This is a genomic window from Vibrio scophthalmi (assembly GCF_040869025.1).
Lineage (GTDB): Bacteria > Pseudomonadota > Gammaproteobacteria > Enterobacterales > Vibrionaceae > Vibrio > Vibrio scophthalmi.
Map to the genome: position 1 here is coordinate 741,157 of NZ_CP134271.1, position 26,979 is coordinate 768,135.

Annotated in this window: 20 protein-coding genes, 4 pseudogenes and 1 riboswitch; of the genes and pseudogenes, 9 read left to right on the forward strand and 15 right to left on the reverse strand. The window is 44.8% G+C overall.

The features are described 5' to 3' along the window. Positions 1-156: 156 nt before the first annotated feature. The 3 genes from aceA to RJD38_RS03275 all read right to left on the reverse strand — a co-directional run bounded on the left by aceA (position 157) and on the right by RJD38_RS03275 (position 4,767). The gene (gene aceA, locus RJD38_RS03265; RefSeq protein ID WP_005594157.1) at positions 157-1,467 is read right to left on the reverse strand and encodes an isocitrate lyase; all 1,311 of its coding nucleotides are present in this window, start codon (positions 1,465-1,467) and stop codon (positions 157-159) included. A gap of 160 nt (positions 1,468-1,627) precedes the next feature. Then, positions 1,628-3,265: a malate synthase A gene (aceB, locus tag RJD38_RS03270; protein ID WP_065545077.1), complete on the reverse strand. Its 1,638-nt coding sequence runs from the start codon at positions 3,263-3,265 to the stop codon at positions 1,628-1,630. A 596-nt stretch (positions 3,266-3,861) separates the two neighbouring features. Next, a complete protein-coding gene (locus RJD38_RS03275) occupies positions 3,862-4,767 on the reverse strand; it encodes a hydrogen peroxide-inducible genes activator (RefSeq protein WP_005594154.1) in 906 nt (301 codons plus the stop codon). 199 nt (positions 4,768-4,966) lie between these two features. On the opposite strand from RJD38_RS03275, the gene RJD38_RS03280 reads away from it, so the two are divergent. From RJD38_RS03280 to mltC, 5 genes are all read left to right on the forward strand, one after another. Continuing rightward, entirely contained in the window at positions 4,967-5,575 is a 609-nt protein-coding gene (locus RJD38_RS03280; protein WP_005594153.1) for a peroxiredoxin C, read from the forward strand. A 265-nt stretch (positions 5,576-5,840) separates the two neighbouring features. After that, positions 5,841-5,914, forward strand: a riboswitch (Fluoride riboswitch). Between the two features lie 197 nt (positions 5,915-6,111). Further along, positions 6,112-6,804, forward strand: coding sequence for an iron-sulfur cluster assembly scaffold protein (locus RJD38_RS03285; protein ID WP_005594152.1), 693 nt, complete (start codon positions 6,112-6,114; stop codon positions 6,802-6,804). Between the two features lie 39 nt (positions 6,805-6,843). Then, positions 6,844-7,836, forward strand: a complete 993-nt coding sequence (locus tag RJD38_RS03290) for a GGGtGRT protein (protein WP_065545076.1) — start codon at positions 6,844-6,846, stop codon at positions 7,834-7,836. 397 nt (positions 7,837-8,233) lie between these two features. Continuing rightward, on the forward strand, positions 8,234-9,265 hold the full coding sequence (dapD, locus tag RJD38_RS03295) for a 2,3,4,5-tetrahydropyridine-2,6-dicarboxylate N-succinyltransferase (RefSeq protein ID WP_005594148.1): 1,032 nt from the start codon (positions 8,234-8,236) through the stop codon (positions 9,263-9,265). Between the two features lie 147 nt (positions 9,266-9,412). After that, positions 9,413-10,534, forward strand: a complete 1,122-nt coding sequence (gene mltC, locus RJD38_RS03300; protein ID WP_005594147.1) for a membrane-bound lytic murein transglycosylase MltC — start codon at positions 9,413-9,415, stop codon at positions 10,532-10,534. A gap of 64 nt (positions 10,535-10,598) precedes the next feature. On the opposite strand, the pseudogene RJD38_RS03305 reads toward mltC, so the two are convergent. The 3 genes and pseudogenes from RJD38_RS03305 to RJD38_RS03315 all read right to left on the reverse strand — a co-directional run. Further along, positions 10,599-11,249 (reverse strand): annotated as a pseudogene (locus tag RJD38_RS03305) (NnrS family protein); the annotation flags it as partial. Between the two features lie 9 nt (positions 11,250-11,258). Next, positions 11,259-12,467 (reverse strand): IS4 family transposase, encoded by a 1,209-nt coding sequence (locus RJD38_RS03310; protein ID WP_032073033.1) that lies wholly within the window; start codon positions 12,465-12,467, stop codon positions 11,259-11,261. A gap of 108 nt (positions 12,468-12,575) precedes the next feature. Beyond that, positions 12,576-13,121 (reverse strand): annotated as a pseudogene (locus RJD38_RS03315) (NnrS family protein); the annotation flags it as partial. A gap of 281 nt (positions 13,122-13,402) precedes the next feature. Here RJD38_RS03315 and RJD38_RS03320 point away from each other — a divergent pair. From RJD38_RS03320 to RJD38_RS03330, 3 genes are all read left to right on the forward strand, one after another. After that, positions 13,403-13,987, forward strand: coding sequence for a gamma-glutamylcyclotransferase family protein (locus RJD38_RS03320; protein ID WP_065545074.1), 585 nt, complete (start codon positions 13,403-13,405; stop codon positions 13,985-13,987). Between the two features lie 102 nt (positions 13,988-14,089). After that, a complete protein-coding gene (locus tag RJD38_RS03325; RefSeq protein WP_005594142.1) occupies positions 14,090-15,433 on the forward strand; it encodes an MATE family efflux transporter in 1,344 nt (447 codons plus the stop codon). A gap of 221 nt (positions 15,434-15,654) precedes the next feature. After that, on the forward strand, positions 15,655-16,323 hold the full coding sequence (locus tag RJD38_RS03330; RefSeq protein WP_065545073.1) for a hypothetical protein: 669 nt from the start codon (positions 15,655-15,657) through the stop codon (positions 16,321-16,323). 67 nt (positions 16,324-16,390) lie between these two features. Here RJD38_RS03330 and RJD38_RS03335 read toward each other — a convergent pair whose 3' ends face one another. Next, complete coding sequence (locus RJD38_RS03335; protein WP_065545072.1) at positions 16,391-17,329, reverse strand: LysR family transcriptional regulator; 939 nt, start codon at positions 17,327-17,329, stop codon at positions 16,391-16,393. A gap of 104 nt (positions 17,330-17,433) precedes the next feature. On the opposite strand from RJD38_RS03335, the gene chrA reads away from it, so the two are divergent. After that, a complete protein-coding gene (gene chrA / locus RJD38_RS03340; RefSeq protein WP_065545071.1) occupies positions 17,434-18,579 on the forward strand; it encodes a chromate efflux transporter in 1,146 nt (381 codons plus the stop codon). A gap of 90 nt (positions 18,580-18,669) precedes the next feature. Here the strand turns inward: chrA and RJD38_RS03345 are convergent, their stop codons facing one another. From RJD38_RS03345 to RJD38_RS03380, 8 genes and pseudogenes are all read right to left on the reverse strand, one after another. Continuing rightward, positions 18,670-19,683 carry a tetratricopeptide repeat protein gene (locus RJD38_RS03345; protein ID WP_065545070.1) on the reverse strand — a complete coding sequence of 338 codons (1,014 nt, stop codon included), beginning with the start codon at positions 19,681-19,683 and terminating at the stop codon, positions 18,670-18,672. Between the two features lie 32 nt (positions 19,684-19,715). Beyond that, positions 19,716-20,663 carry a type II secretion system F family protein gene (locus RJD38_RS03350; protein WP_005594134.1) on the reverse strand — a complete coding sequence of 316 codons (948 nt, stop codon included), beginning with the start codon at positions 20,661-20,663 and terminating at the stop codon, positions 19,716-19,718. A gap of 2 nt (positions 20,664-20,665) precedes the next feature. Beyond that, entirely contained in the window at positions 20,666-21,634 is a 969-nt protein-coding gene (locus RJD38_RS03355; protein ID WP_005594133.1) for a type II secretion system F family protein, read from the reverse strand. A gap of 12 nt (positions 21,635-21,646) precedes the next feature. Beyond that, positions 21,647-22,171: pseudogene (locus RJD38_RS03360) on the reverse strand (ATPase, T2SS/T4P/T4SS family); the annotation flags it as partial. Positions 22,172-22,184: 13 nt separating this feature from the next. Next, the gene (locus RJD38_RS03365; protein WP_032073033.1) at positions 22,185-23,393 is read right to left on the reverse strand and encodes an IS4 family transposase; all 1,209 of its coding nucleotides are present in this window, start codon (positions 23,391-23,393) and stop codon (positions 22,185-22,187) included. A 129-nt stretch (positions 23,394-23,522) separates the two neighbouring features. Then, positions 23,523-24,731, reverse strand: coding sequence for an IS4 family transposase (locus RJD38_RS03370; protein WP_032073033.1), 1,209 nt, complete (start codon positions 24,729-24,731; stop codon positions 23,523-23,525). 107 nt (positions 24,732-24,838) lie between these two features. Continuing rightward, positions 24,839-25,750 (reverse strand): annotated as a pseudogene (locus tag RJD38_RS03375) (CpaF family protein); the annotation flags it as partial. 12 nt (positions 25,751-25,762) lie between these two features. Continuing rightward, the gene (locus tag RJD38_RS03380; RefSeq protein WP_065545955.1) at positions 25,763-26,974 is read right to left on the reverse strand and encodes an AAA family ATPase; all 1,212 of its coding nucleotides are present in this window, start codon (positions 26,972-26,974) and stop codon (positions 25,763-25,765) included. Positions 26,975-26,979: the final 5 nt, after the last annotated feature.

A 26,979-nucleotide genomic window follows, 5' to 3' on the forward strand; every position in this document is an offset into this window, starting at 1 on the left:
TTCAGTTGTTAATAGGGGGTGTTCTGCAAGGAACATTGAACCATTCCAACAGCCTTCCAAAGAAGGCTAGATGGAGCAGTATGGCTGTTAACGTTGCTGTGCCTTAAGCCATTATCTGGAGGATGACTTAAGGCAAAAGCTTTAAGGTTATGCAGCTTAAAACTGATCTTCTTCCGTTGACCCGGTTAAGGCCGTCACTGATGAGTTACCACCTTGAATGGTGTTGGTCATCTTATCAAAGTAGCCTGTGCCCACCTCTTGTTGGTGTGCCACAAAGGTGTACCCCTTGTCTGCCGCTTCGAATTCTGGGCGCTGTACCTTTTCAACATAGTGGCGCATACCTTCACCTTGAGCGTAAGCGTGTGCCAGTTCAAACATGTTGAACCACATATTGTGAATACCTGCCAGCGTAATAAATTGATATTTGTAACCCATGTCAGACAACGCTTGTTGGAACTTAGCAATGGTTTCTGAATCGAGGTTTTTCTCCCAGTTAAACGATGGCGAACAGTTGTAGGCCAAGAGTTGGTCTGGGTACTCAGCATGAATCGCTTCGGCAAATTTACGCGCTTCTTCAAGGCACGGTTTTGCGGTTTCACACCAAATCAGATCCGCGTAAGGGGCGTAAGCTAAACCACGCGAAATGGCTTGGTCGATCCCCGCACGCACACGGTAGAAACCTTCTGCGGTGCGGTCGCCTTCAATAAAGTCTTTATCGTACGGATCACAATCCGAAGTCAGCAAATCTGCCGCATTGGCATCAGTGCGCGCAATCACTAGTGTGGTTGTTCCCGCCACATCAGCAGCCAAACGAGCCGCCACTAACTTCTGCACAGCTTCTTGGGTTGGCACGAGCACTTTCCCGCCCATGTGACCACATTTTTTCACCGATGCTAACTGGTCTTCGAAGTGCACCCCAGCAGCGCCCGCTTCAATCATTGACTTCATTAACTCATACGCATTCAACACACCACCAAAGCCAGCTTCTGCATCGGCAACAATTGGCAGGAAGTAATCTAAACCACCCTCATCCTGTGGGCTTTTACCATTGGTCCACTGAATTTGGTCTGCTCGGCGGAACGAGTTATTAATTCGCTTCACAACCGATGGCACCGAGTCTACTGGATAGAGTGACTGATCAGGATACATGGTCGAAGCCGTATTGTTATCCGCCGCCACTTGCCAACCTGAAAGGTAGATCGCTTCAATACCTGCTTTGGCTTGCTGAACAGCTTGCCCCCCCGTCAGAGCGCCTAAACAATTCACATAGCCTTTTTTGGCATCACCATTAACCAATGACCACAGTTTGTCTGCACCGCGTTGAGCGATGGTATTGGCTGGCACGATAGAGCCACGTAGATTAACAACCTCTTCTGCAGAGTAAGGACGCTTCACTTGTTTCCAGCGTGGATTACTTGCCCAATCTTGTTCAAGCGCTTCGATTTGTTGCTGTCGAGTTAATGTCATGTTCTATCCCTCATTTAGTGCGCGGTGCGCTATTATCTTTGCCGGCAGTACATCCTGCTCCGCCAGTATTCCTTCACGTTATTGAATTGTTTCTACTACTAAAATTCTTTATTACTTTTCATCGTTATTTGGCGCCGCCTTCGCTTAACGCCGTAACAAATTAGTCAAGATAGTCATAACCGGGAATGGTTAAGAAATTGGTTAATTCATCACTGGTGGTGAGCTTAGCCATCAATTGCGCCGCTTCAGTAAAGCGCCCCGCTTGATAACGCGCTTCGCCCACTTCTTGTTTCACCACCTCGATTTCTTCATTGAGGTACTGCTCAAACAGTGCGTTGGTGACAACCTTTTCGTTGTCGAGCTCTTTACCATGTTGGATCCACTGCCAAATTGAAGCACGCGAGATTTCGGCAGTCGCGGCATCTTCCATTAGGCCGTATATCGGTACACAACCATTGCCCGAGATCCACGCTTCGATGTATTGCAGTGCCACACGGATGTTGTGACGCATCCCTTGCTCTGTTCGCTCGCCATCACACGGGGCAAGTAACAGCTCAGCCGTAATCGGAGCATCGTCACTGCGACTCACGTCCAATTGGTTGTGACGCTCTCCCAGTACCTTGCTAAATACGTCCATAGCCGTATCGGCAAGACCTGGATGAGCCACCCACGTCCCATCATGGCCATTGTTGGCTTCCAGCGATTTATCGTTATGAATTTTGTCGAGCACTTGCTGATTCTCTACCGGATCTTTTGCCGGAATGAAGGCAGCCATCCCCCCCATCGCAAACGCACCGCGTTTATGACAAGTACGAACCAGAAGGCGTGAATAAGCGTTGAGAAATGGCTTGTCCATTGTCACAACCTGTCGATCGGGTAACACGCGGTCGGGGTGATTTTTCAATGTTTTAATGTAGCTAAAGATATAGTCCCAGCGACCACAGTTAAGGCCGACGATATGCTCTTTGAGAGAAAACAGAATCTCATCCATCTCAAATACGGCAGGTAAGGTTTCGATTAATACCGTCGCTTTAATCGTGCCGGTGTGAAGGCCAAAATACGCTTCGGTGAAATGAAACACATCACTCCACCACTTCGCTTCATGGTGCGATTGCAGCTTTGGTAGATAGAAGTAAGGACCACTGCCTTTTTTCAATAAGGTCTGATAGTTGTTGTAGAAGTAGAGAGCAAAATCAAACAAGGCTCCCGGAATAATTTTGTCATTAAAAGTCACGTGCTTTTCTTTGAGGTGTAAGCCTCGCACGCGGCAAATCAACACTGCAGGATCGGGGTTTAAATCATACTGCTTGCCGTTACTTTGATTGGTGTAACTAATGTCACCTAAGTTGGCATCACGCAGATTCACTTGACCATCCAATACCTTGCTCCACGCTGGCGACATTGAATCTTCAAAGTCCGCCATAAACACCTTCACATTGGCATTAAGGGCGTTAATCACCATTTTTCGATCCGTTGGACCCGTGATTTCAACCCGACGATCTTGCAAGTCAGCCGGGATACCGAGGATCTTCCAGCTTCCCTCGCGAATATCTTGTGTCTCGGATAAAAAATCCGGTAGTTCACCACTATCGATCCGCGCTTGTTGCTGCTCTCTGGCAGAAAGTAAGTGGTCAATTCGACCAGCAAACTGATGACACAGCAAAGCAAGAAAGGTTTGTGCTTCTTGAGGATAGATCGCTTGATGCTGCGAATTAACCTCACCCGTTGTGGAGAGTAATGATAAAAACTCTTGGGCTTCCAATACGGATTTTGTCTGTTCAGGCGTTTGAGCAAGCATGATTTCTTCCTTTAAATCTTGAGAGTAAGGTTTATAACCCAACTTTCATTTGTAATTATCAGACTACATTTTTATTCATCACTTCCGATGTCGACAATGCCTTTATCGTGCTGTTCGAAATTACTTTCCACTAATTTTTGCTCGATAACAATCTAGACATAGGTCTTATAAAACCTTTATTTAACTTACATCACCGCTAGGGTAAGCAAAACCCCAAAAATGAAGTTTGAAGTTTTATTCGGTTGGCTTTAACTCATTGAATTATGACCACAAGATGTATGTAGTTACGTAATTAATTTACAGTAAAAAAGACGCTGTGAAGTAAATTCAAACGGACGTTTGAATATAAAAAAGGATACTTTTGTTTTTGATAAACAATAGGTTGATACACAGTAACGACTGGAGTTCAAACGGTAAGCCCTGTGGGCTTTGTAAAATTAACAATGTGTAATTTCACTATTTAATGAAAGCTTCAAAAATAATTATCTGTAAAATTTTACAAGTCAAATCACACCAACAGAATTAAACACTAAAAAACGCGCCATTATCAGCGCGTTCATATAGTCATTAATGCGGTTTTCGGCTAATACCAACCGCTATAGTAGCTCTGAAACAACATCTGCTAATTGATTAAAAGTGCTAACGCGAGATGAACTTGGTCGCCAAACTAAGCCAATATGACGATGAGCTTGTTGGCCAGGAGGATCAACCACCAGCAAGTTTTGATTCTCGATCAGACCATGATCAATCGCCATTTGGGGGATAAAGGTCGTGCCCAGTCCGTTCGCCACCATCTGTACTAAGGTATGTAAACTGGTGGCAGAAAATGGATTTATCTTCTCTTTGGCGGTGAGTTGGCAAGCGGAAACGGCATGCTCTGTCAAACAGTGTTCACGCTCCAACAAAAACACAAACTCATTAGGCAGATCATCGTAGCGGATCGGCACCTTGATGGTTTCGGCTTGATTACGACTAATGATCATGCGAAACGGATCGCTGCCGACAATACGGCTATGCATTCCATCAATATCAACCGGTAGTGCTAAGATCAATACATCCAAATCGCCATGGCGTAATGCTGCTAATAAATTAGTGGTGGTGTCTTCACGTAACAGCATATTGAGGCGAGGAAAACGCTGGTTAACTTCCTGCACGAGATTACACAGCAAGAAAGGCGCAATAGTAGGAATACAACCAACACGTAACTGTCCTTCCATTTCCCCCCCTTGGCATACTCGGCCAAGTTCAATGAGATCTTGCCCTTTCGCCAGTAGCTCACGCCCTTGCTGTACCACTAACTCGCCCGCTTGAGTGAAAACCAACGGGCTTTTTTTATCTTTCTTTTCGTATAAAGGGCAACCAATTAACTCTTCAAGATTTTGAATGCCTTTACTTAATGTTGACTGGCTGACGAAACATTTTTCCGCCGCATCACTAAAGTGGCGCGTTTCATGGAGAGTAACGAGATAGTGTAATTGCTTGAGACTAGGCCATTTATTCATAATTCTATCGCTAACAGCTACCTTTCTAGTGACCAAGTTAATGAATCAAGGTTTTATCGCTTTTTTCGATTAACTTAATCTATTTAATTCGCTTTTTTCAATAGTACAATCTGTACTATAGTTTGTCCCGTACAAACAAGGACCAAACCAAAATCAATAATCTGGTTTGGAACATACCAAAATTTTTAGGAGCAAAAAAATGGTACTAGTAGGTCGTCAAGCCCCTGACTTTACTGCAGCAGCTGTTCTAGGTAACGGTGAGATCGTTGATAACTTCAACTTTGCAGAATTCACTAAAGGTAAGAAAGCGGTTGTTTTCTTCTACCCACTAGATTTCACTTTCGTTTGCCCATCTGAGCTAATCGCTTTTGATAACCGTCTAGCTGATTTCCAAGCTAAAGGTGTTGAAGTAATCGGCGTATCTATCGATTCTCAGTTTTCTCACAACGCATGGCGTAACACTGCTATCGCTGATGGCGGTATCGGCCAAGTTAAATACCCTCTAGTTGCTGATGTGAAACACGAAATCTGTAAAGCATACGACGTAGAGCACCCAGAAGCTGGCGTTGCTTTCCGTGGTTCTTTCCTAATCGACGAAGACGGTCTTGTACGTCACCAAGTAGTGAACGACCTCCCACTAGGCCGTAACATCGACGAAATGCTACGCATGGTTGACGCACTAAACTTCCACCAGAAGCACGGTGAAGTATGTCCTGCACAATGGGAAGAAGGTAAAGCAGGTATGGACGCATCACCTAAAGGTGTAGCAGCGTTCCTATCTGAGCACTCTGCAGACCTAGCTAAATAATTTAGCCTGAGACGCAAAACGAGTTAAACCATTAACTCGCTATTACCCCCGCTCAACGGGTAATCGGTTGGACAAATAAAGCATAAGCGCGAAAAAGCGCAGCGCCAATCAGTAATAGTAAAGTCTTAATGAAAAGCCCGAAGCATCGCTTCGGGCTTTTTTGTATCTGTCATATCTATATAGTCAATTTCATATAACCATTACTTTTTATAGCGTAACTCGATCTAAAAAAGCGGTTGTGACATCGCGCGAGTTAGGACTATGATGCCTACACGGTGATGGGGTTCCACCGTGGCCTTTCGGTCAAAACCGCACGATGCTGATGACTCCTACAGAAACGAAAACAGGTCTGCCTGTTGGATATGGTGTCTATTCGAGATACGCCATATGAGTTCTGTAGTGAGCATGCTAACTCTTTCTCCAACCCCACCTGTTTTCTCAATCGAATTTAATAGATATCCGCGCTGCTATTGCTGAGCGATAAACGCTTTGCTGTCGTATCAGTTGCTTGTTGGATGTCATACTGGGAAAACACCATGCAATATTCACACGAAATTCAATCCATGTGTCCAATTCAACGGGGCGATCTGCACCCTTCAGCACCGATTCCTGTTGAAGGCACAATGATCAGCCCTAAAGATGTCATTGCAATTTCAGGCCTCAGTCATGGTGTTGGTGCTTGCGCGCCACAACAAGGCGCGGCAAAGCTCACTTTGAATGTTAAAAATGGCATCATCGAGGAAGCATTAATTGAAACGATTGGCTGTTCAGGTATGACACAGTCAGCGGCGATGGCGGCTGAAATCCTGACCGGCAAAACCATTCTTGAGGCCCTCAATACTGACTTAGTCTGCGATGCTATCAACGTCGCCATGCGCGAAATTTTCCTCCAGTTTGTTTACGGCCGTACCCAATCTGCCTTTTCGGAAGGTGGCTTAGAAATTGGTGCTGCATTAGAAGACCTTGGTCAAACTCAACGCAGCCAAGTCGGTACAAGCTACGCCACCATGGCGAAAGGAGTGCGCTATATGGAGTTAGCAGAGGGTTATGTCACTCACCTTGCATTAGATGAAAACAGTGAGGTCATCGGCTATCAATATCTCAACCTCGGCAAAATGATGAAAGCAATCAGTGAAGGCATTCCGGCCGAAGAAGCCGCAAAAGCCGCAAGTGGGACCTATGGTCGTTTTGATGAAGCCATCAAAACCATCAATCCACGTCAGCAATAATTGCCCAGTTAACTTCGCCTTACATAGAGGAACAAGATTATGACCACCCAACTAACCCCATCAGCCCATCGTGTACTAAGTGAAATGAACTTGGCTTCGATTGAGCAAGCTCATCAATATTGTCGTGAGCATGGCATTGATGCCAAAGCTCTGGTACTTGATACCCAACCTATCGCTTTTGAAAGTGCGGCAGACGCCTATGCTTTAGGTACTGCTCTCGCGATTTACCGTCAGGCAGCAAATGCAGAACAAGCGGCAAATATCATTGGTGAAGGCTTACAGGCATTTACTAAGGCTGGCAGCGTCGCAGAACAGCGCCAAGTCGGAATTGGTCATGGCGCACTCGCCGCACGTTTATTGAATGAAGAAAGTGGCTGTTTTGCTTTTCTTGCTGGTCATGAATCTTTTGCCGCGGCGGAAGGGGCGATAAAAATTGCTCTAAACGTCAATAAATCTCGTCAATCGCCATTGAAAGTGATTCTAAATGGTTTAGGTAAAGATGCCGCTTATCTCATCTCGCGCATTAATGGTTTTACTTATGTTCGAACCCTGTTTGATTATCAAACAGGTCAATTACACGAAGTTGAACGTCGTCGTTTTTCTCAAGGCGCGCGTGGCGAGATCTTATGCTACGGCGCTGATGATGTACGTGAAGGTGTTGCCATCATGCACAAAGAACAAGTCGACGTTAGCATTACTGGTAACTCGACCAACCCAACGCGCTTCCAACACCCCGTTGCCGGTATCTACAAAACAGAGCGTAACCGTGAGGGATTAGCCTATTTCTCGGTCGCATCCGGTGGTGGTACAGGGCGCACTTTGCACCCTGATAACGTTGCAGCAGGTCCGGCTTCTTACGGCATGACTGATACCATGGGCCGCATGCACGCAGATGCGCAATTTGCGGGTAGCTCTTCTGTACCAGCGCACGTCGCTATGATGGGCTTCATCGGTATGGGTAATAACCCAATGGTTGGAGCCACTGTCGCTCTTGCTGTCGCAGTAAGCGAATTAAAACTGCAAGCCGCTTAGTCTACGACTCCCCCCCTAAAAGGTAGAGCAGCCTTTCGCTGCTCTACTCTGTATCACTCTCCACGTCTCTATCTTCGAGGTTATCTTTTCATTTAACTTCTCTCGCCCTTCCCAACTCTTTATCGCTTTTGTTTCTGCTTTTGCTTTTGCTTCTGCTTTTCGCTTCTCTTCTTTTTTCTACTTCTCGTCTCTCGCCTCTCGATTCTCTTTCTTTCCAATCAGACGAAAGTGTCGCTAAAACGACAAAGCATATCCGTTGATAGACTTTCTGTACCAATCCTCTTTCCACTGCTCAAGAGTCTCTTTATTATGGCTACAACATTATTGCTATAACACTATTTCAATCTCTTGCCATTGAATCGGCGAGATAAAAAGACTCAACACATGGAGATTAACTATGGCTTTCTTTTCTGTTGCCTTTGGTAGCGCGACAAAAAACCGTGACGGTAAAATCATCGAAGCGTTTTTTCCACACCCTCTACTTAACCCAAATGATGCACTGGTTAACGCACTAGCAGCCATCGCAGGTTATGAGCAAGGCAACCAAGCTATCGAAATCTCTGCAGCACAAAGTGCAGAACTTGCTGCGGCCTTTACCGCTCATGGTGACGCTGCGAATGCATCTTTCGCCGCGAAAGCCGCTGAATCTGCACAACCACTTGTACTGGTTGTGTTGGCAACAGATGAACAGCCTCAATCTGTTGCTGAAGGCTTCCTGAAACTGCAACTGATCTCTAACCGTCTAGTGAAACCGCACGGCACGGTACTAGATGGTATCTTTGGTCTACTGCACAACATCGCATGGACTAACGAAGGCCCTATCGATCTTCCTGAATTGGCTGAGCGTCAAATTGAAGCTCGCCTAGCTGGTCGCGCGCTAAGCGTCGATTGTGTCGACAAGTTCCCTAAAATGGTGGACTACGTGGTACCAACTGGCGTTCGTATTGCGGATACTTCTCGCGTACGTCTGGGCGCACACGTGGGTGAAGGCACCACTGTCATGCACGAAGGCTTTATCAACTTCAATGCGGGTACCACTGGCGTAAGCATGGTTGAAGGTCGTATTTCTGCGGGTGTTGTGGTTGGTAACGGCTCTGATATCGGCGGCGGCGCATCAATCATGGGTACGCTATCTGGCGGTGGCAAAGTGGTGGTTTCTATCGGTGAAAACTCACTACTTGGCGCGAACGCTGGCCTAGGCTTCCCTATGGGTGACCGTTGTACTATCGAATCTGGCCTGTACGTAACCGCAGGCTCGAAAGTGCGCATGCTAGATTCTGCAGGTAAAGAAGTGGAAATGGCCAAAGCACGTGATCTTGCTGGTGTTTCTGATCTGCTATTCCGCCGCAACTCGGTAACCGGTCAAATCGAATGTTTGGCAAACAAGAGCGCAGTTGAACTCAACGCAGAGCTACATAAGAACAACTAATTACGTTGCTCAAACATTGAAATCATCAATCCCTGCAATTAATTGCGGGGATTTTTATTATAACCATAGAAATATTCAATTGTAGCTATTAAGCTCCGCTCCTTATTATCAAACTCGCCCTGCAGTGTTCGAAGCTTAATTATTCTAATGAAAAAAATCGTTTATCTATCGCTCGTATTGTTAACCGGCTGTTCTTTTACGCCCGACGAGCCACAAAATTGTGCCTGTGAAGCACCGCCATCAGTCTATCCACCAATTTATCAGCCTGGTGCTAATCAACAGCAAAATATCAATCAATTACTGGCTTATGTAGCAAAACTTGCCAAAGACCGCTGGGGAGAAGATGAGTTTGTTGAGGCCGGAAAGCATCGCTACGTAAAATACCTTGATGGCTACAATACTCGTGCTCATATCGATTTCGACCAAGGTAAGATTTACGTCTCCACCATTGCACAAAACCAACCACAGCAAAAACTGCAAAAAGCGATCACGCAAACGCTATTGATGCCTGCTGATCCGGCACATGCCGAACTATTTAGCGATAAAGAAGCCATTCTACGCGGCAAACCTTTCTTACTTGGACAAGTAGTTGATCACGAAGGTAAACCGATCGAATGGGAATGGCGCGCTAACCGCTATGCGGACTATTTGATGGCGAACAAGTTACAAAGTAAACCAATCAAGCGTGGTAATGCTTACTACGTTGAAATCAACATGGTGAAAGATCATTTAGAGCAGCGTGAGTATCAATATGCCGGCCTTATTCGCGAAGCATCAAATCGCTATGATATTCCTGAAGATTTGATCTATTCAATCATCAAAACTGAAAGTAGCTTTAACCCTTATGCGGTCAGTCATGCTGGCGCGTATGGCCTCATGCAGGTGATCCCGAAAACGGCCGGTGCTGACGTATTTAATTTAGTGAAGAAAAAACCGGGCATTCCAACCAAGGAATACTTGTTTGATCCCGCCAATAATATTGATACTGGTGCGGCCTATTTCTATATTCTAAAAAACCGCTACCTACGTGATGTCAAACACCCAACTTCGATGCACTTTAGTATGATTTCCGCTTATAACGGCGGCACTGGTGGTGTGCTCTCAGCCTTTGATAGCAGCGACCGTAAGCGAGCGATGGTGAAGTTGAATAACTCATCGCCAAAACAAGTCTACGACACGCTGACCACCAAACACCCAAAAGCAGAAGCGCGTCGCTACTTGCAAAAAGTGCTCTATTTCCAGAAAGATTTCAATGAGAACGTTATTTGATCAAAAAAGGCTTAGCACTCGCTAAGCCTTTTTCTTTTCTATGGTGCGAAGTTTAAGTCACGCATCAACCCGGATGACCATCAACACGTGGCGTCACCAGCATGAAACCAAACTTGACGATAAACAAAGTAAAAGCGATCGCCCACAAAGTCGCACTAACATCTATCATCACCAGCATTTGCGCAGGCAACAATGCCACACCAAAACTACGCACTAAGGCAGCAATAAACAGCAATGCAAATGCCCATGCCATTTTCGGCCCTTGATAAATTGCGCGTCCCGTATGGCCCATGGTGACACGAGTGACCATGGCTAAGATAAGCCCAGCCAGTGCACCAATTGCAAACAGATGAATCATATTGTGTTGGGCAAAGGCATTCTGCCATAAACCGCGCGCCAGCAAGCTCAACGGAATACACAAATAAGCCAAATGCAGCGACCAAACCAAAGGCTCTTTCAGCGTTCGCCACGGCTTCCAACGCAGTACTTTGATCAACTGAGCAACCCCCGCAATCACCATCAACGGCTGGCTGAGTTCAGCAAAGGTTAATGGGAAGAAGCTCAACACAAATAAAGCCAGTAATGGAAGGTTGCCCAGCCACTCAAGCCATAGTAAAGGTTGTGGCTTGTCAAAATTAAAACGACGTGCAGTAAAGAAAGGAATAACCCGTCCGCCCATAACCGCCAGTAATAGGGTGAACCACCAAAGCACTGAGGGATCCCCTCATAATTTCCCCAAAGCACAACCATGTTTGAATAGATTTTGAGCAAGCAGGGTTGCAGCCGCGAGCAAGTCTTCCCTCGTTATTGTGTAGCCAGAATGCCGCAAAACTTCCATCCCTAAGCGCACTGTTGAGAGTACATTTCGATTTTTGACAGTGTTAGCTTGGAAGTGCTTATCCCAACCTTGTTTCTGACCATGAACTCCAGCAAGCCAAAATGTCAGTTGAAGCATTAGGGCGATTAGCAGCATGATATCAAAGCGCTCTGAGCTGCTAGTTCGGCTATGACGGAGGCCTAAACCGTAGGCTGGGCTTTTCAAGTCTCGGAAGGTTTCTTCAATTTGCATACGCTTCGAGTAGAGCCTAACAAGTTGCTTTGGTGTTCGGATTTCAACGGGCAAGTTAGTCGCTAAAACCCATGGTTCTTTTGTCGAAGCGGAGTAGATTTTAGGTGACGGATGATGACAATTAGTCCGTGTCGAACGCTGATTTTTTCGGCCTTTAGGACGTGATTTATACAGTGCAATTTGACATGAAATTGGGTTGCTCTTAGTCAACCTCTTATAGCCTAAAGTCTTTGAGCGACTTGAGGATATGCTATGTAAGTTGCTGATAGGTTGCCAGTTTTCCGCACCTAAATCTGCATATTGCACTTTCCCTCTGACTCGACTTAACCAGTACCAACCTAGCTTTTCAACGGATTTATACCATGGCACTTTAAAGCCAGCATCACTGACAATGAGCGGTGTAGTGTTACTCGGTAGAATGCTTGCAAGGTCGGCTAGAAATTGGTCATGAGCCTTCTTTGAACATTGCTCTGAAAGCGGAAAGGCTTTCTCATAAAGAGTAATAGAACGACCATGTAGTGCCACCGAAGCCCGCAATACCATAAGCCGTTTTTGCTCACGAATATCAGACCAGTCAACAAGAACAATGGGCATCGAATTACCTGAACAGATAAAGCTGGCATGCCAACGGTATACAGCGAGTCGCTCTTTGTGCAAGTGACGATTACCTAACAATCTGTCGATTCGTTTGATGTTATGTTTTGTTCTGGCTTTCGTTGGCAGGTTACGACCAAGTTCGGTAAGAGTGAGCGTTTTACATTCAAGTAATGCGTGGCAAGCCAGCGTTAAACTGTTGAGTCGTTTTAAGTGCAATTCAGGGCAGAATTGGTAAAGAGAGTCGTGTAAAATATCGAGTTCGCACATCTTGTTGTCTGGTTATTGATTTTTCTCAGAACCATTTGATCACATGACAAGATGTGCATCTACCTTAAATTTATGATTTTTATCAAAATCATTAGGGGATTCCTCAGACCAAAGCATCGCTTGCCAAACTGCCGATGCTGAAAACGGTGGCATCCCTTTCACACAGGCATAACTGGCGAAGTTGGCGACGATAGCCAAGATAAATAACGGTACAAAAAACAGATTGCGCCAACCTTTAGCTTGGAAGACTCTCCACGCCACTTCATACGCGGCAAAAGCAAGAAAGAGCGCATCAATTATCGAGATTAGCCAAAGTGGCGTAGGTGTCCAGAGTAGCAAGCGAGGTGTCAACCACAGCGCCACAATGGCTAAAAGACGATAACTTTTGGTTCCATTAACCCCCGTCCAGTTTTGCACTGCCGTCAAAACGAAACCGACCACAATGGCCATAGCAAAACCAAACAGCATCTCGTGCACATGCCACCACAACGCGGGAACTTGCAGAGCTGATGGTTGACCGGTACGAAACATCCATACCCAAAGAGGAATGGCGATCAGTGCATAAACGCTTCCCAACAGAAAAAAGGGACGAAAACCGAGGCGTAACACAGCGGGGATTTTATCTTCAACCCGCTTATCAGTAATATTGAGCAAAATGGAACTCCGAAAACAGTAACTCTTTACAATTGCACTGTTTGATTTGCATCTTTTATACCACTTTTTATTTGTTTATTTATCAGCCACTTAAATAAATAAGTTTATAATATAAGTCATTATGACACTTACAAAAGTAAGTCCATAACACAACAAGAAGTCAAAGTGACTTATAACGAGTAGCGATAACATCAAACAGATTGCACTTTTGGGCGGTGCTCATTCTCGCTATGATTTAACTTATCTCTTGAGCAAATGTCTCTTTATCAAATGGAAGTAATATGAGTGATTATATTTTTGGTTATGGCAGCTTAATGAACTCAGCGTCACGTCAACTGACCGGCCAAACATCCACTGCCACACCGGCGATTGCTCATGGTTTATGTCGCTACTGGGGAAAAGTTGATGAGAGTTATTTACTCGCCCCCTTGGTTGTCACCAAAGGAGAAGGCATGGTGAACGGCGTCTTACTGCAACTCGATAGTGGCCAACTGAGTGAGTTTGACCACCGTGAACGTGGCTATAAGAGGATCAAATTACATCCTAGCGCATTGGTAAGTGCACTCGAACTCAGTGAGCGCGATAACGTCTGGATCTACATTACAGAACAAGCTATTCCGCCCTGCATTATCAGCCCTATAATGCAAACCTATGTTGATACCGTTTTAGCCGGTTGTTTAGAGATCTCAGAAAGCTTCGCCGAGCAATTTATTGAACATACCATTGGCTGGCATCATCCACGCGAAGATGATCGTCACGATCCAAAATATGGCAACCTTGCGGGCGTAACCCAGGAAGTGATGCAAAAAATCGATCGCCTATTAGCTCACCCGTTAATCTCTATTGTTAGTTCTAACACTAATTAGCGCTTTCTCATTAAGTGAGAAAGTGCATTATACGTTCAAAAAGTCGCCGATATAATAGCCCGCCATTTATTGTGGCTAACTTCCGACTGATCGAGCACCCCAATGTCATCTGCGCCCAACACCATCGATAAACGCATGAGCATAATCGCCCTTACGTGGCCGTTGTTTATCGAAATCATGCTTCGCACCGCACTCAATACCAGCGATGTATTTATGCTTAGCGGCTATTCAGATAAAGCGGTGTCAGCGGTTGGAGTAATTGCACAGATCTCTTTCTTTCTGATCATCATTTCCTCTATGGTCAGTAGTGGCACGGGTATTTTAATCGCGCAATACAATGGCTCTAATCGTCAACAAGATTCCGCATACGTCGGGGTTGCCAGTGTCATTATGTCTGCTTTTGTCGGCATATTTCTCAGCCTTTTCGCCGTCTGCGCAGCCTACTCTCTATTGCCTTACTATGGATTAGAGGCTCAAGTTGAGCATTACGCACAAGAATATTTACTAATCAGTGGCGCGATGACTTTTAATGTCACGATGGGTATCGTTCTCACCACAATCTTGCGCAGTCATGGCTACTCTCGCTCACCGATGGTGGTGAACTTAATCGCAGGTGTCATTAATATTGTTGGTAACTATATCGCGCTTTACCAACCTTTCGGTTTACCGGTCTACGGCGTACAAGGTGTGGCAATCTCGACCGTTTTTGCTCAAATACTGAGTACCGTCATGCTTTGTTATAAGGTACGAAATTCTGATATTGAATTGCCTTTTGCTCAATGGCGCGCCATTCCACGAGACATTTACCGTCGGATTGTACGGATTGGCTCAATGAATGCGGGCGAAGTGCTTGCCTACAACTTGGCCCAAATCACCATCATTTACTTTGTTGTTCAAATGGGTACGGCATCCTTAGCGGCATTCACCTATGCACAAAACATTGCTCGTATTTCGTTTGCTTTTGCGCTTGCTTTAGGCCAAGCAAGCCAAATTCAAGCGGGTTACTTTATTGGCCGAGGGCTAATTGACAGCATTCTCATTCGCGTACAAAAGTACTTTTTGGTCGGCTTTATCGTGACAAATATTGTCACCATCACGACTTACTTTTGCAGTGACATCATCATTGCATGGTTTACCGACCAAGCCGAAATTGCGGCGCTTACGGCCACTCTGATCGCGGGCTCTATCTTGCTCGAATCCGGGCGCGTATTTAACCTGATTTTCATCTCAGCACTTAAAGCCGCCGGTGATATTAAGTTTCCGGTGCAAATGGGCATTTTTAGCATGTGGGGACTTGGTGTGCTGTTTAGCTATCTACTTGGCGTGCACTGGGGATACGGCGTTATCGGCGCATGGATGGCGATTGCACTTGATGAATGGTTTAGAGGGCTGATTATGGCTCAGCGCTGGCGCAGTAAAGTGTGGACTCGCTATCAATTGACATAGCAACCCATCATCACAGTGAATCTTTCTCACCTTATGATACAAGCTGCTTATTAATTGATGCATTTGTCATTTAATGATGACAAAATATCATAAATAATTAAGTGATTGATTATTATGCGCTTCAATTGTACAGCGTTCGTTTCTTTACATTTTTCTGACAAAAGAAGTGCGCCAAACCCTATCCTTTAAACCGAATTCTCATTCCCCCCATTTTTATCATTATGAAAACTGACATCTATACTCATACCAGTGACACGACTCTTAGAGAGGAGTTTGCTCTGGATAAATCAAGTTCGAAAATCATTTTAAAACGCTTTCAAAATGCCTTAATTGCTGTCGCTATCTGTCTACTGGTTAACGTCGCGCTGCGCATGGACTATGTCTTTTTAGGCAATAAAGTTGGTGAAGCCTCTGTAACTGAAACGCTCGAACTCGTTATGCTGGCGATTTCAAGTGCCTCATTCTTTTTCATCGCCAAACAACGCCCAACGCTAAAGCATGCCGCGGTGTTAATTGGCGCATTTTTCTTAGTGATGTTTATTCGTGAAAACGATGGCTGGCTCGATCATATTTCTCATGGTTTTTGGGTTTACCCTGCACTTTTTACCACTATTTCTGCACTGATTTATGCGGCACGAAATGGCAAACAAACCATTACTCAGCTAGCCGTTATCTTGGATACTTCGTACGCTAACCTACTGGTTCTAGGCTTAATACTTTTATTGGTTTATTCACGTCTAATGGGTATGGGCGATTTCTGGAAAGGCGTAATGAGTGCCCACTATGTACGAGATGTTAAGACAATAGTGGAAGAAGGCAGTGAATTGCTTGCTTATTGCATTATTGCCTATGCTTCCGTCAAAATTCAGCGCGCCCTAAAGAAAGCTTAAGCTTTCTCCATGATGTCGTGTTAGATATCTAACACGACATTCAATGCTCTCGTACCTAAAGCACCACTTACTCACTTGAAACAGACTTGGGCGAAACCACTCGCTCAACCAAAGTTCGTAACCAAATGTTTTTGTCTTCACTGCTGCGACTACTATGCCATAGCATCGCAATATCAAAATCAGCCACCGCAACAGGTGGGCGGAACGTAGTCAGCTGATCATCAAATCCCTCAGCATTAGCCATTTTTTCCGGTACAATCGCGATCAATCGACGCTTTTTAAGCAAGCTTCGAATGGTGAGAAAGTTACGAGATGCCACTGTCACTCGGCGAGTTAATCCGTGTTCAGCTAACTTCTTATCCACTTGGGTTGATAGACTCCCATCAGGGCTGACCAATGCCTGCTCTATCTGAGCAAAGGCTTCTAGAGTCAACTCACCACTTAAATTCAGAGCTTGTTTATCAGCTAAGCAAACATGTTTCTCGGTGTATAAATAATGGCTCTCAAAGTCATCATCCAACACTGGCATGCTGCCAATCACGATATCCAGCTTTTCTTGCTCAACCAGAGCAACGTAATTACTGCGATTAACGTTGATAAAACTGATTTGTGCATCAGGTGCATTAGTTAGGATCTCATCGTACAGCGCAGGGGCAAAAATAAACTCCGCATAGTCCGTTAAACCAATCCGGCACACCCCTGAATATTTGAAGGGATCAAAGGCTGATTTCGTCAACAAATCTTTCGCAATACTATTGAGCAGTTGATGCAGAGTTGGCGCAATATGGTGAGCATGATCCGTTGGTTCCATTTTATGCCCTTTACGAACAAACAGTGGGTCATCCAACAGCACTCTCAATCGCGACAAACTATGGCTCATCGCTGACTGACTAACAAAACTCTTTTTCGCCGCAACACTGACACTACGGTAACGATAGAGATAGGAGAAAGTCACCAATAGATTTAAGTCAATATTTCGCCATGCAATATCATCTAATAACGCCATTGCTCATCCCATTTCATTCATACATAAAATTAAAACTATCAATTTGAATCATCATAGCGTTTTTTTTAAAGTAGAGGCAGTCTTGATTGATAGGATAAGCACTGATGCTCTCCATATTTAAAATCTTTTTCTGGCTTGGCTGGATCAGCTTCGGCGGCCCTGCTGCCCATATTGGCTACTTTCGCCAAACCTTCGTCGAAAAACTTAACTGGCTCGATGACAGTGAGTACGCGCAAATCGTGGCGCTCAGCCAATTCCTACCAGGCCCAGGGTCAAGCCAAGTTGGCTTTGCTATCGGCTACAAGCGGGGTGGACTATTAGGCGCTTGTGCGGCATTTATTGGCTTTACCCTTCCATCGGTATTGATCATGGTATTGCTGGCTGTCGTTTCAAGCCAAGTCACCGAAACGACGGCCTTTCAAAGCATCGTACATGGTCTAAAATTACTGGCTGTGGTCGTCGTTGCCGATGCAACCTGGGGGATGTATAAGAATTTTTGCAAAGGCACACTGTCGGTGAGTTTATGTCTGATGACAGCCATTGCACTGCTCATCATGCCAAGCATCGCCACACAAATGATTGTCTTGGTAATTGCGGCACTGATTGGCACAAAGTATCTTAAAGGTGAAACGCCTTGCGAACCACGCCCCTTTAAACCGAGCATTGCGCCTTTAGCGCTTTTTGTTGTGCTGCTACTCGGGTTGCCACTGTTCACACACTTAACACCAACCCTTGGCCTATTTAATGACTTCTTCCAAGCGGGTAGCTTAGTCTTTGGTGGCGGTCATGTCGTCCTGCCACTACTGCAAAATATTGTCGGCGACCAACTCAGCCAAGATGCCTTTTTAACCGGCTATGCTGCCGCACAAGCCGTGCCTGGGCCAATGTTTACCTTTGCCACTTACATTGGGTATGAGCTACAACCAAATGCGCCAATTGTCGGTGCTCTAGTGGCAACCGTTGCGGTCTTTCTTCCGGGCTTCTTATTGCTGCTCGGGGTATTGAAAAACTGGCAATCATTGGCGCAAAAGCCACAAGTGGCTGGCGCAGTCAGCGGCGTCAATGCGGCCGTAGTCGGCTTACTGGTTTCAGCGCTCTATCAACCTGTATTTACCAGTGCGGTCAATGCCCCATTAGATGTCGCATTGATACTGGCCGGTTTCTTCCTGCTAAAACAGTTGAAACTACCAATCATCTGGATGGTTATTGCCTTTATCGTAGCGGGTTTTCTGAGCGGTTTAATGTCATAACATCAAAACCTAGATATTTTCTCATTTAGCCAAAAAAACAGCGCAATTGCGCTGTTTTTTGCTTGCTGAGTAATAACGGCTCAGATTGAACTATTGAATCGTCACTAATGAAGAGCTTTGCTCTCGCACAATCGATAGTGCTCGCTCCAAATTTCGATTGGCGACTTCATAGTAACTCGGATTTTTATCAATCGCTTGCTGCAAGTAAGGAATTGCTTGCTCTGCCTTGCCTTGCAGAATCAGAAAATACCCGACATTGTTGAGCGCTTCCGGTGTAGTTAAATGACGGCTGAACACATTCAGTGCTTGTCTTACTTTATCTTGCGCGAGGTAAACTAAGGCCAAATTATTAAGCGCCTTTTCATTGTTTTCATCACGCATAACGGCAGCTTTGGTGTACACCGCCGCTTTAGGGTAATCACCCGACATATAATAGGAGTAACCCAAATTAATGATGGCATCTAAATTTTTGTCATCAATTTCGATCGCACTGACGAATAGCGACTGAGCTAAGTCGTGCTCCCCTTTGACATCTAATAAAACACCTAAGCCATTGTAGGCACCATCCGGAGACTGAGCGTCATGCTTTAACTCTGCCACCGACTCTACTGACAAGTTATCCGCGGTAATGGTAGGGTTCTCACCCAGACGAAGCAAATCAGCATTAACCGCTTTAATGTAATAACTCATCCCTTCATCCGTTCGCCCATTACGGCTGTACAGAGAACCCAGCTCTTCTAACGCTCCAACATTATTGGGGTTTTCTTGCAGCGATGCTTTAAACGCGCGTTCCGCGAGTTCTAGATTTGGCGCGGTTAAATGAATTTTACCCACAGTATAAAGAGTCTTATCTTTGTACTCAGCATTGGGAAAACTTAACGAACGTAAATATTCATACAAGGCTAAGTCGATATCCTTATTCGCCAGTGCCATATCACCTCTCGCCAATGCTTCTTTTTCCGTTTTTGGCGGCTCCGCATTAGAGAGACTTTCAATCGGTTTACCGGCATAAAGTGATGAATCAAAATTATCCGCTGGATCCGATGAGGAGCACCCCGACATGACGACCAGTGCTAACGCTATTGTTTGTATTTTTATCCACATAATCTTCCCTACCTTACGCTTTGGGTTGTGCGTTACTGAGCAAATGCATCCATCAATGAAATAAGTGCCGGACCAATTGCGACAATGAAAAAACACGGCCAGATAAACATCACCATTGGAAACATCATTTTTACTGGAATTTTGGCCGCTTTTTCTTCTGCTGCTTGATGACGTTTATCGCGATAATCCTCGGTATATTCACGCAAAGAATGCACCAAGCTTCCGCCGATTCTAGATGCATGACTCAACATACTCACCAAACCACTAATCTCTTCAATACCGGTACGTACCACTAGCTCTCGCAACGCTTCCGGCATAGTTTTACCCGCTTGAATTTTTACACATACCGTATCTAACTCATCCGCCAACTCGGTGTGAGAGATAACGAGTTCATCGGCAACTCGGCGTAATGACGCGTTAAAACCCAGCCCTGACTCGGTACAAACCACCAATAAATCGAGCATATCGGCCACTCCAGCACGAATAAGATGCTGACGTTTATTGACCATTCTTCCGAGAATGTAGTCGGGAAAAAATAATCCGACACCAACCACCAGCGCCATATAGGCATACAGGTATTTATTGTCTGGAAAATAGATGTAAATTGCCGTGGCAGCCATCATGCCGAAGATAGAGGTGACGAACTTGATTGAATAAAATAGCGACAATGAATTGCCCTGATGAAAGCCCGCATGCATCAATTTATCTCTCGTCGTTTGACGCTCTTTCTCACTTTTCGGCGACATAATTGGTGCTAACGACTCAAGCGTATCCACCATCTTGTTGCTGTTTTTCGGTTGAGCGTTTTTATTGCCCGATAACTCCGCCAATTTACGGCGCAACGGAGAATTGATACCCATAACAGCAAAGCCCAGAGTCATGACGATGAGAATCGTGGTCACCAAGATAAACGCCATAAAGAGCAACTCTTGGTCAACACTGCTGCTATTTATCCAATCGAAAACCGTTTGCATATTCATAGCTACACCTCAATGTTGACGATTTTTCGAATCCACAATGTACCTAATAGTAAGGCGATCATTCCGGCCCCAACCATGCGTAATCCGCGTGGATCGGAATGGAGGATTTGGATATATTCAGGATTAATCAGGTAAATCATGGCGTATAGGCCAAAGGGAGCAAGCACTAAAACCCAAGCCGACATGCGAGATTCAGCTGAAATGGTGCGAATTTTTCGTGATAGCTTAAAACGAGCACGTAATAGACGCGATAACTTATCGAGATTTTCGGTGAGATTACCACCGGTCTCTTTCTGCAATAAGACGGCACTGGAAAAGGCCAACATCGAGATTGTAGGCGTACGCTCTGACATCTGTAAAATAGCCAAACGTAAGTCATAGCCATAATTCAACAAGTTGTAAGTGTTGAGAAATTCAGGTCCCAATGGGCCTGGCATCTCAATACCAACCTCATAAAAAGCTTTGTTTAATGGCTGGCCAGCTTGCAAAACCCGCTTGATAATATCGAGCGCCTCGGGCAATTGCTCCTCAAACTTTTGCAACCTATCATTAATCATCTTTTGGACAATGATGTACTCCACCACCCAAATCGCAAACATCGCACCAACACTGAAGTACCAGATTTGGTTGAGTAGCAATAACACCAATAAAAACACTAAACCGGCTAAAAATGAGAGAAAGAGAAACTTACTGAAACTGACCGTAATCCCCGCCAGTTCGAGTTTCTTTTTAATGCTTTCGAACAGAGGGAAGCGAATCAGCCACTTCTCTAACGCATTGAGATCTTTTAAAGCATTTTCTCGCAGTAGATTGACGCTTTCCGCATCAATCGTATTGTGACCATCTTTTAGGCGCTTAATCAGCTGCTTATGACGAACCTTCTTACCCACTGATGGTAAGATGAGTGCCTGACTTATCAAAAAAACCGACAAGAAAAGTAGAATAAAGAAGAGCGGCATTTGACTTTGCATCCCTGCCTCCTTTTATGATTTTTCGTTAAAGAGCTCAAACGGTATGTCTAATCCGCGTTTCACCAATTGATCATGACAACTTGGCACAATGCCGGTCGCAACATAATTACCGAGCACATTGCCGTCTTTATCGACGCCTTGACGTTTAAAAGCAAAGATCTCTGACATGGTAATGATCTCGCCTTCCATACCATTGATTTCCTGAATGCTCACCATACGGCGCTTACCATCTTCTTGACGATCCATCTGTACGACTAAGTGAATCGCTGACGCAATTTGCGCCCGCAAGTTCTTGGTTGAAACACTCCAACCCGCCATCGAAAACATATTCTCAACTCGACTCAACGCATCACGAGGCGTGTTGGCGTGAATCGTGGCTAAAGAACCATCGTGGCCGGTATTCATGGCTGACAACATATCGACCGCTTCACTGCCACGCACCTCACCAATCACAATTCGATCTGGGCGCATACGCAGCGAGTTTTTTACCAGTTCTCGTTGGGAGATCTCCCCTTTTCCTTCAATATTGGCTGGGCGCTGAGGGATCCCCTCATAATTTCCCCAAAGCACAACCATGTTTGAATAGATTTTGAGCAAGCAGGGTTGCAGCCGCGAGCAAGTCTTCCCTCGTTATTGTGTAGCCAGAATGCCGCAAAACTTCCATCCCTAAGCGCACTGTTGAGAGTACATTTCGATTTTTGACAGTGTTAGCTTGGAAGTGCTTATCCCAACCTTGTTTCTGACCATGAACTCCAGCAAGCCAAAATGTCAGTTGAAGCATTAGGGCGATTAGCAGCATGATATCAAAGCGCTCTGAGCTGCTAGTTCGGCTATGACGGAGGCCTAAACCGTAGGCTGGGCTTTTCAAGTCTCGGAAGGTTTCTTCAATTTGCATACGCTTCGAGTAGAGCCTAACAAGTTGCTTTGGTGTTCGGATTTCAACGGGCAAGTTAGTCGCTAAAACCCATGGTTCTTTTGTCGAAGCGGAGTAGATTTTAGGTGACGGATGATGACAATTAGTCCGTGTCGAACGCTGATTTTTTCGGCCTTTAGGACGTGATTTATACAGTGCAATTTGACATGAAATTGGGTTGCTCTTAGTCAACCTCTTATAGCCTAAAGTCTTTGAGCGACTTGAGGATATGCTATGTAAGTTGCTGATAGGTTGCCAGTTTTCCGCACCTAAATCTGCATATTGCACTTTCCCTCTGACTCGACTTAACCAGTACCAACCTAGCTTTTCAACGGATTTATACCATGGCACTTTAAAGCCAGCATCACTGACAATGAGCGGTGTAGTGTTACTCGGTAGAATGCTTGCAAGGTCGGCTAGAAATTGGTCATGAGCCTTCTTTGAACATTGCTCTGAAAGCGGAAAGGCTTTCTCATAAAGAGTAATAGAACGACCATGTAGTGCCACCGAAGCCCGCAATACCATAAGCCGTTTTTGCTCACGAATATCAGACCAGTCAACAAGAACAATGGGCATCGAATTACCTGAACAGATAAAGCTGGCATGCCAACGGTATACAGCGAGTCGCTCTTTGTGCAAGTGACGATTACCTAACAATCTGTCGATTCGTTTGATGTTATGTTTTGTTCTGGCTTTCGTTGGCAGGTTACGACCAAGTTCGGTAAGAGTGAGCGTTTTACATTCAAGTAATGCGTGGCAAGCCAGCGTTAAACTGTTGAGTCGTTTTAAGTGCAATTCAGGGCAGAATTGGTAAAGAGAGTCGTGTAAAATATCGAGTTCGCACATCTTGTTGTCTGGTTATTGATTTTTCTCAGAACCATTTGATCACATGACAAGATGTGCATCTACCTTAAATTTATGATTTTTATCAAAATCATTAGGGGATTCCTCAGTACTAAATCCTGAGGGATCCCCTCATAATTTCCCCAAAGCACAACCATGTTTGAATAGATTTTGAGCAAGCAGGGTTGCAGCCGCGAGCAAGTCTTCCCTCGTTATTGTGTAGCCAGAATGCCGCAAAACTTCCATCCCTAAGCGCACTGTTGAGAGTACATTTCGATTTTTGACAGTGTTAGCTTGGAAGTGCTTATCCCAACCTTGTTTCTGACCATGAACTCCAGCAAGCCAAAATGTCAGTTGAAGCATTAGGGCGATTAGCAGCATGATATCAAAGCGCTCTGAGCTGCTAGTTCGGCTATGACGGAGGCCTAAACCGTAGGCTGGGCTTTTCAAGTCTCGGAAGGTTTCTTCAATTTGCATACGCTTCGAGTAGAGCCTAACAAGTTGCTTTGGTGTTCGGATTTCAACGGGCAAGTTAGTCGCTAAAACCCATGGTTCTTTTGTCGAAGCGGAGTAGATTTTAGGTGACGGATGATGACAATTAGTCCGTGTCGAACGCTGATTTTTTCGGCCTTTAGGACGTGATTTATACAGTGCAATTTGACATGAAATTGGGTTGCTCTTAGTCAACCTCTTATAGCCTAAAGTCTTTGAGCGACTTGAGGATATGCTATGTAAGTTGCTGATAGGTTGCCAGTTTTCCGCACCTAAATCTGCATATTGCACTTTCCCTCTGACTCGACTTAACCAGTACCAACCTAGCTTTTCAACGGATTTATACCATGGCACTTTAAAGCCAGCATCACTGACAATGAGCGGTGTAGTGTTACTCGGTAGAATGCTTGCAAGGTCGGCTAGAAATTGGTCATGAGCCTTCTTTGAACATTGCTCTGAAAGCGGAAAGGCTTTCTCATAAAGAGTAATAGAACGACCATGTAGTGCCACCGAAGCCCGCAATACCATAAGCCGTTTTTGCTCACGAATATCAGACCAGTCAACAAGAACAATGGGCATCGAATTACCTGAACAGATAAAGCTGGCATGCCAACGGTATACAGCGAGTCGCTCTTTGTGCAAGTGACGATTACCTAACAATCTGTCGATTCGTTTGATGTTATGTTTTGTTCTGGCTTTCGTTGGCAGGTTACGACCAAGTTCGGTAAGAGTGAGCGTTTTACATTCAAGTAATGCGTGGCAAGCCAGCGTTAAACTGTTGAGTCGTTTTAAGTGCAATTCAGGGCAGAATTGGTAAAGAGAGTCGTGTAAAATATCGAGTTCGCACATCTTGTTGTCTGGTTATTGATTTTTCTCAGAACCATTTGATCACATGACAAGATGTGCATCTACCTTAAATTTATGATTTTTATCAAAATCATTAGGGGATTCCTCAGGGCTGGGCGTGTTTCAAGGCGAATAATATGAGGTTGCTGCAGTTGCAATTCGGCTGAATCTTCAATGGTGACAATGCGTTGATCTTTAGGAATAAAACCCGACAGGATGTTCAACGTCGTGGTTTTACCTGAACCCGTACCACCTGAAATCAGAATATTAAGCTCACCGACAACTGCGGCATTGAGAAAACGCGCCATAGGATCAGAGAGAGAATCGAGCTCAAGCAAATTGTTCATGTTGAGTCGTTCAACAGAGAATCGACGAATAGAGACTGATGGGCCATCAATCGCCAATGGGGGAATAATGGCGTTAAAGCGCGAGCCATCTTTTAAACGAGCATCCACCATAGGTGAAGCTTCATCAATACGGCGACCAACTTGGCTAACAATACGATCAATGATATTACGTAAGTGACGATCATCTAAAAAGGTATGAGGGGTTTTTTCTAATTTACCAAAACGTTCGACAAAGATATTTTTGGGTCCATTAACCAAAATATCAGAGATGGTATTATCATCGAGTAGCGGCTCCAAGGGGCCTAAACCAAACACCTCATCTTCGATTTGTTTAATAACGCGAACTCGCGCTTCAGAGCTCAACGGGTGCGTCTTATCGTCACCGATAAGGCGAATGATTGCTTCGCGTAGCTCTTCTCGTCCCCGCTCCTCTTGCAGTTGAGAGAGCACACCTAAATCTAAAGTATCGAGCAATTTTTTGTGATAATAATGCTTCACTTCTTGCTCTTGTTCGAGTTGACGTTTTTGCTCATCCATCAACTTCAATTTGGCGTCCATTGCGGTAAGTTTCTCACTGGAATCCCCTTCACTAACCTCATGTATAGCCTCTGAATGAGATTGGGGTGATTGGACATCTTGCAGTGACTGACTGACGTTTTTACGCTTAAAAAACATAATAATCCCCCGTTAAGAAAATAGCTTACCGAACCAGCCTTGTTTCTTCTCTTTCGGCTGTTCAATCTTATGTGACAAGTCTTCTAGCGCGCTTTTTATTGCACTATGTCGCTTCGCTTGCACAATAGGACTGCCTAAGTTGGCGCACTCTACCGCTAATTGATAATTATTCGGCACCAGTACAACCGAGCTATTCTTTAGTGTTTCTTCGATATCTTTCATAGAGATAGGGGCATTTTTTTCAAATCGATTCACCACTAACTCAATTTGCTCGCTTTTTAAACCATAGTCGAATTCCAAACTACGTACTAAATTCGTTGCATGTTTAACGGAGGTAATATTTTGCTGTAAGACTAAGTAAATGTGTGTCGCTGGTGAAATAATCTGCTGAAATACCGGCTCAATACCGTGCGACATATCAACCACAATATGCGCGTAGAATTGACGTAATATTGGTAATAACTTACTCACTTGATTGGCCAATTTATAATTCTCTTGGCGCGTATCCGGGCTAAAACTCAGGCAATTAAGCCCTGATGAATGTTTATAAACCAATCCTTCTAATGACAACTCATCTAAATCACTGATCGAATTAATCACGTCATTCATGCTGTATTTTGGCCGACTATTAAGATAATCCGAAACATCACTAAACTGTGTATCGAGATCCACTAGCAGCACATTGCCTTTCGCATAAGTTGCCAGCTCTATCGCCGTATTGGTGGCCAGCGTCGTTGCGCCAGAGCCACCTTTGGTGTTAACAAAGAGCGTTAAACTCCCCATATTTCTTGCTGCGACTTTCTCTTCCGCTGTTACTTTCAACATTGGGTAGAGCTCACCCAGGTCAACCTCTTGAGAAAAGTAATCCGACGCCCCTAAGCGCAATGCCATTTTCAATGAGGCGGTATCATTTTCTGCACCGAAAACAATCAAACTGCTGTTTTCCCCTGCCAAATGTCGGTTTGAGGAGAAAACATGCGCGACTTTTTGCGCCCAGCCATCACCGACCTCAATATAAACAAGATCAGGCTTTGCTTTGGTATCGAGCATGTCAGGATTAAAGTGTGATAACTCAATCCATTCAATATTGAGGTTCATACACTCCATAAGCACTTTTTCGATATGCAGCTTAAACGTCGAGCTAGCGTGTACAACCCAGAGTGTGAGATTCGTTTTCAGCGTTTTATAATTTTTATCGTGGTCAATATTCACTGTTTTTAACATCATGC

Coding starts and splice junctions, on each gene's coding strand:
- RJD38_RS03330 (WP_065545073.1), top strand. CDS start 15,655: ATGAAAACTGACATCTATACTCATACCAGTGACACGACTCTTAGAGAG.
- RJD38_RS03290 (WP_065545076.1), top strand. CDS start 6,844: ATGACCACCCAACTAACCCCATCAGCCCATCGTGTACTAAGTGAAATG.
- chrA (WP_065545071.1), top strand. CDS start 17,434: ATGCTCTCCATATTTAAAATCTTTTTCTGGCTTGGCTGGATCAGCTTC.
- RJD38_RS03380 (WP_065545955.1), bottom strand. CDS start 26,974: ATGTTAAAAACAGTGAATATTGACCACGATAAAAATTATAAAACGCTG.
- RJD38_RS03325 (WP_005594142.1), top strand. CDS start 14,090: ATGTCATCTGCGCCCAACACCATCGATAAACGCATGAGCATAATCGCC.
- RJD38_RS03365 (WP_032073033.1), bottom strand. CDS start 23,393: ATGTGCGAACTCGATATTTTACACGACTCTCTTTACCAATTCTGCCCT.
- RJD38_RS03280 (WP_005594153.1), top strand. CDS start 4,967: ATGGTACTAGTAGGTCGTCAAGCCCCTGACTTTACTGCAGCAGCTGTT.
- RJD38_RS03350 (WP_005594134.1), bottom strand. CDS start 20,663: ATGAATATGCAAACGGTTTTCGATTGGATAAATAGCAGCAGTGTTGAC.
- RJD38_RS03345 (WP_065545070.1), bottom strand. CDS start 19,683: ATGTGGATAAAAATACAAACAATAGCGTTAGCACTGGTCGTCATGTCG.
- aceA (WP_005594157.1), bottom strand. CDS start 1,467: ATGACATTAACTCGACAGCAACAAATCGAAGCGCTTGAACAAGATTGG.
- dapD (WP_005594148.1), top strand. CDS start 8,234: ATGGCTTTCTTTTCTGTTGCCTTTGGTAGCGCGACAAAAAACCGTGAC.
- RJD38_RS03335 (WP_065545072.1), bottom strand. CDS start 17,329: ATGGCGTTATTAGATGATATTGCATGGCGAAATATTGACTTAAATCTA.
- RJD38_RS03275 (WP_005594154.1), bottom strand. CDS start 4,767: ATGAATAAATGGCCTAGTCTCAAGCAATTACACTATCTCGTTACTCTC.
- RJD38_RS03355 (WP_005594133.1), bottom strand. CDS start 21,634: ATGCAAAGTCAAATGCCGCTCTTCTTTATTCTACTTTTCTTGTCGGTT.
- RJD38_RS03320 (WP_065545074.1), top strand. CDS start 13,403: ATGAGTGATTATATTTTTGGTTATGGCAGCTTAATGAACTCAGCGTCA.
- mltC (WP_005594147.1), top strand. CDS start 9,413: ATGAAAAAAATCGTTTATCTATCGCTCGTATTGTTAACCGGCTGTTCT.
- RJD38_RS03285 (WP_005594152.1), top strand. CDS start 6,112: ATGCAATATTCACACGAAATTCAATCCATGTGTCCAATTCAACGGGGC.
- RJD38_RS03310 (WP_032073033.1), bottom strand. CDS start 12,467: ATGTGCGAACTCGATATTTTACACGACTCTCTTTACCAATTCTGCCCT.
- aceB (WP_065545077.1), bottom strand. CDS start 3,265: ATGCTTGCTCAAACGCCTGAACAGACAAAATCCGTATTGGAAGCCCAA.
- RJD38_RS03370 (WP_032073033.1), bottom strand. CDS start 24,731: ATGTGCGAACTCGATATTTTACACGACTCTCTTTACCAATTCTGCCCT.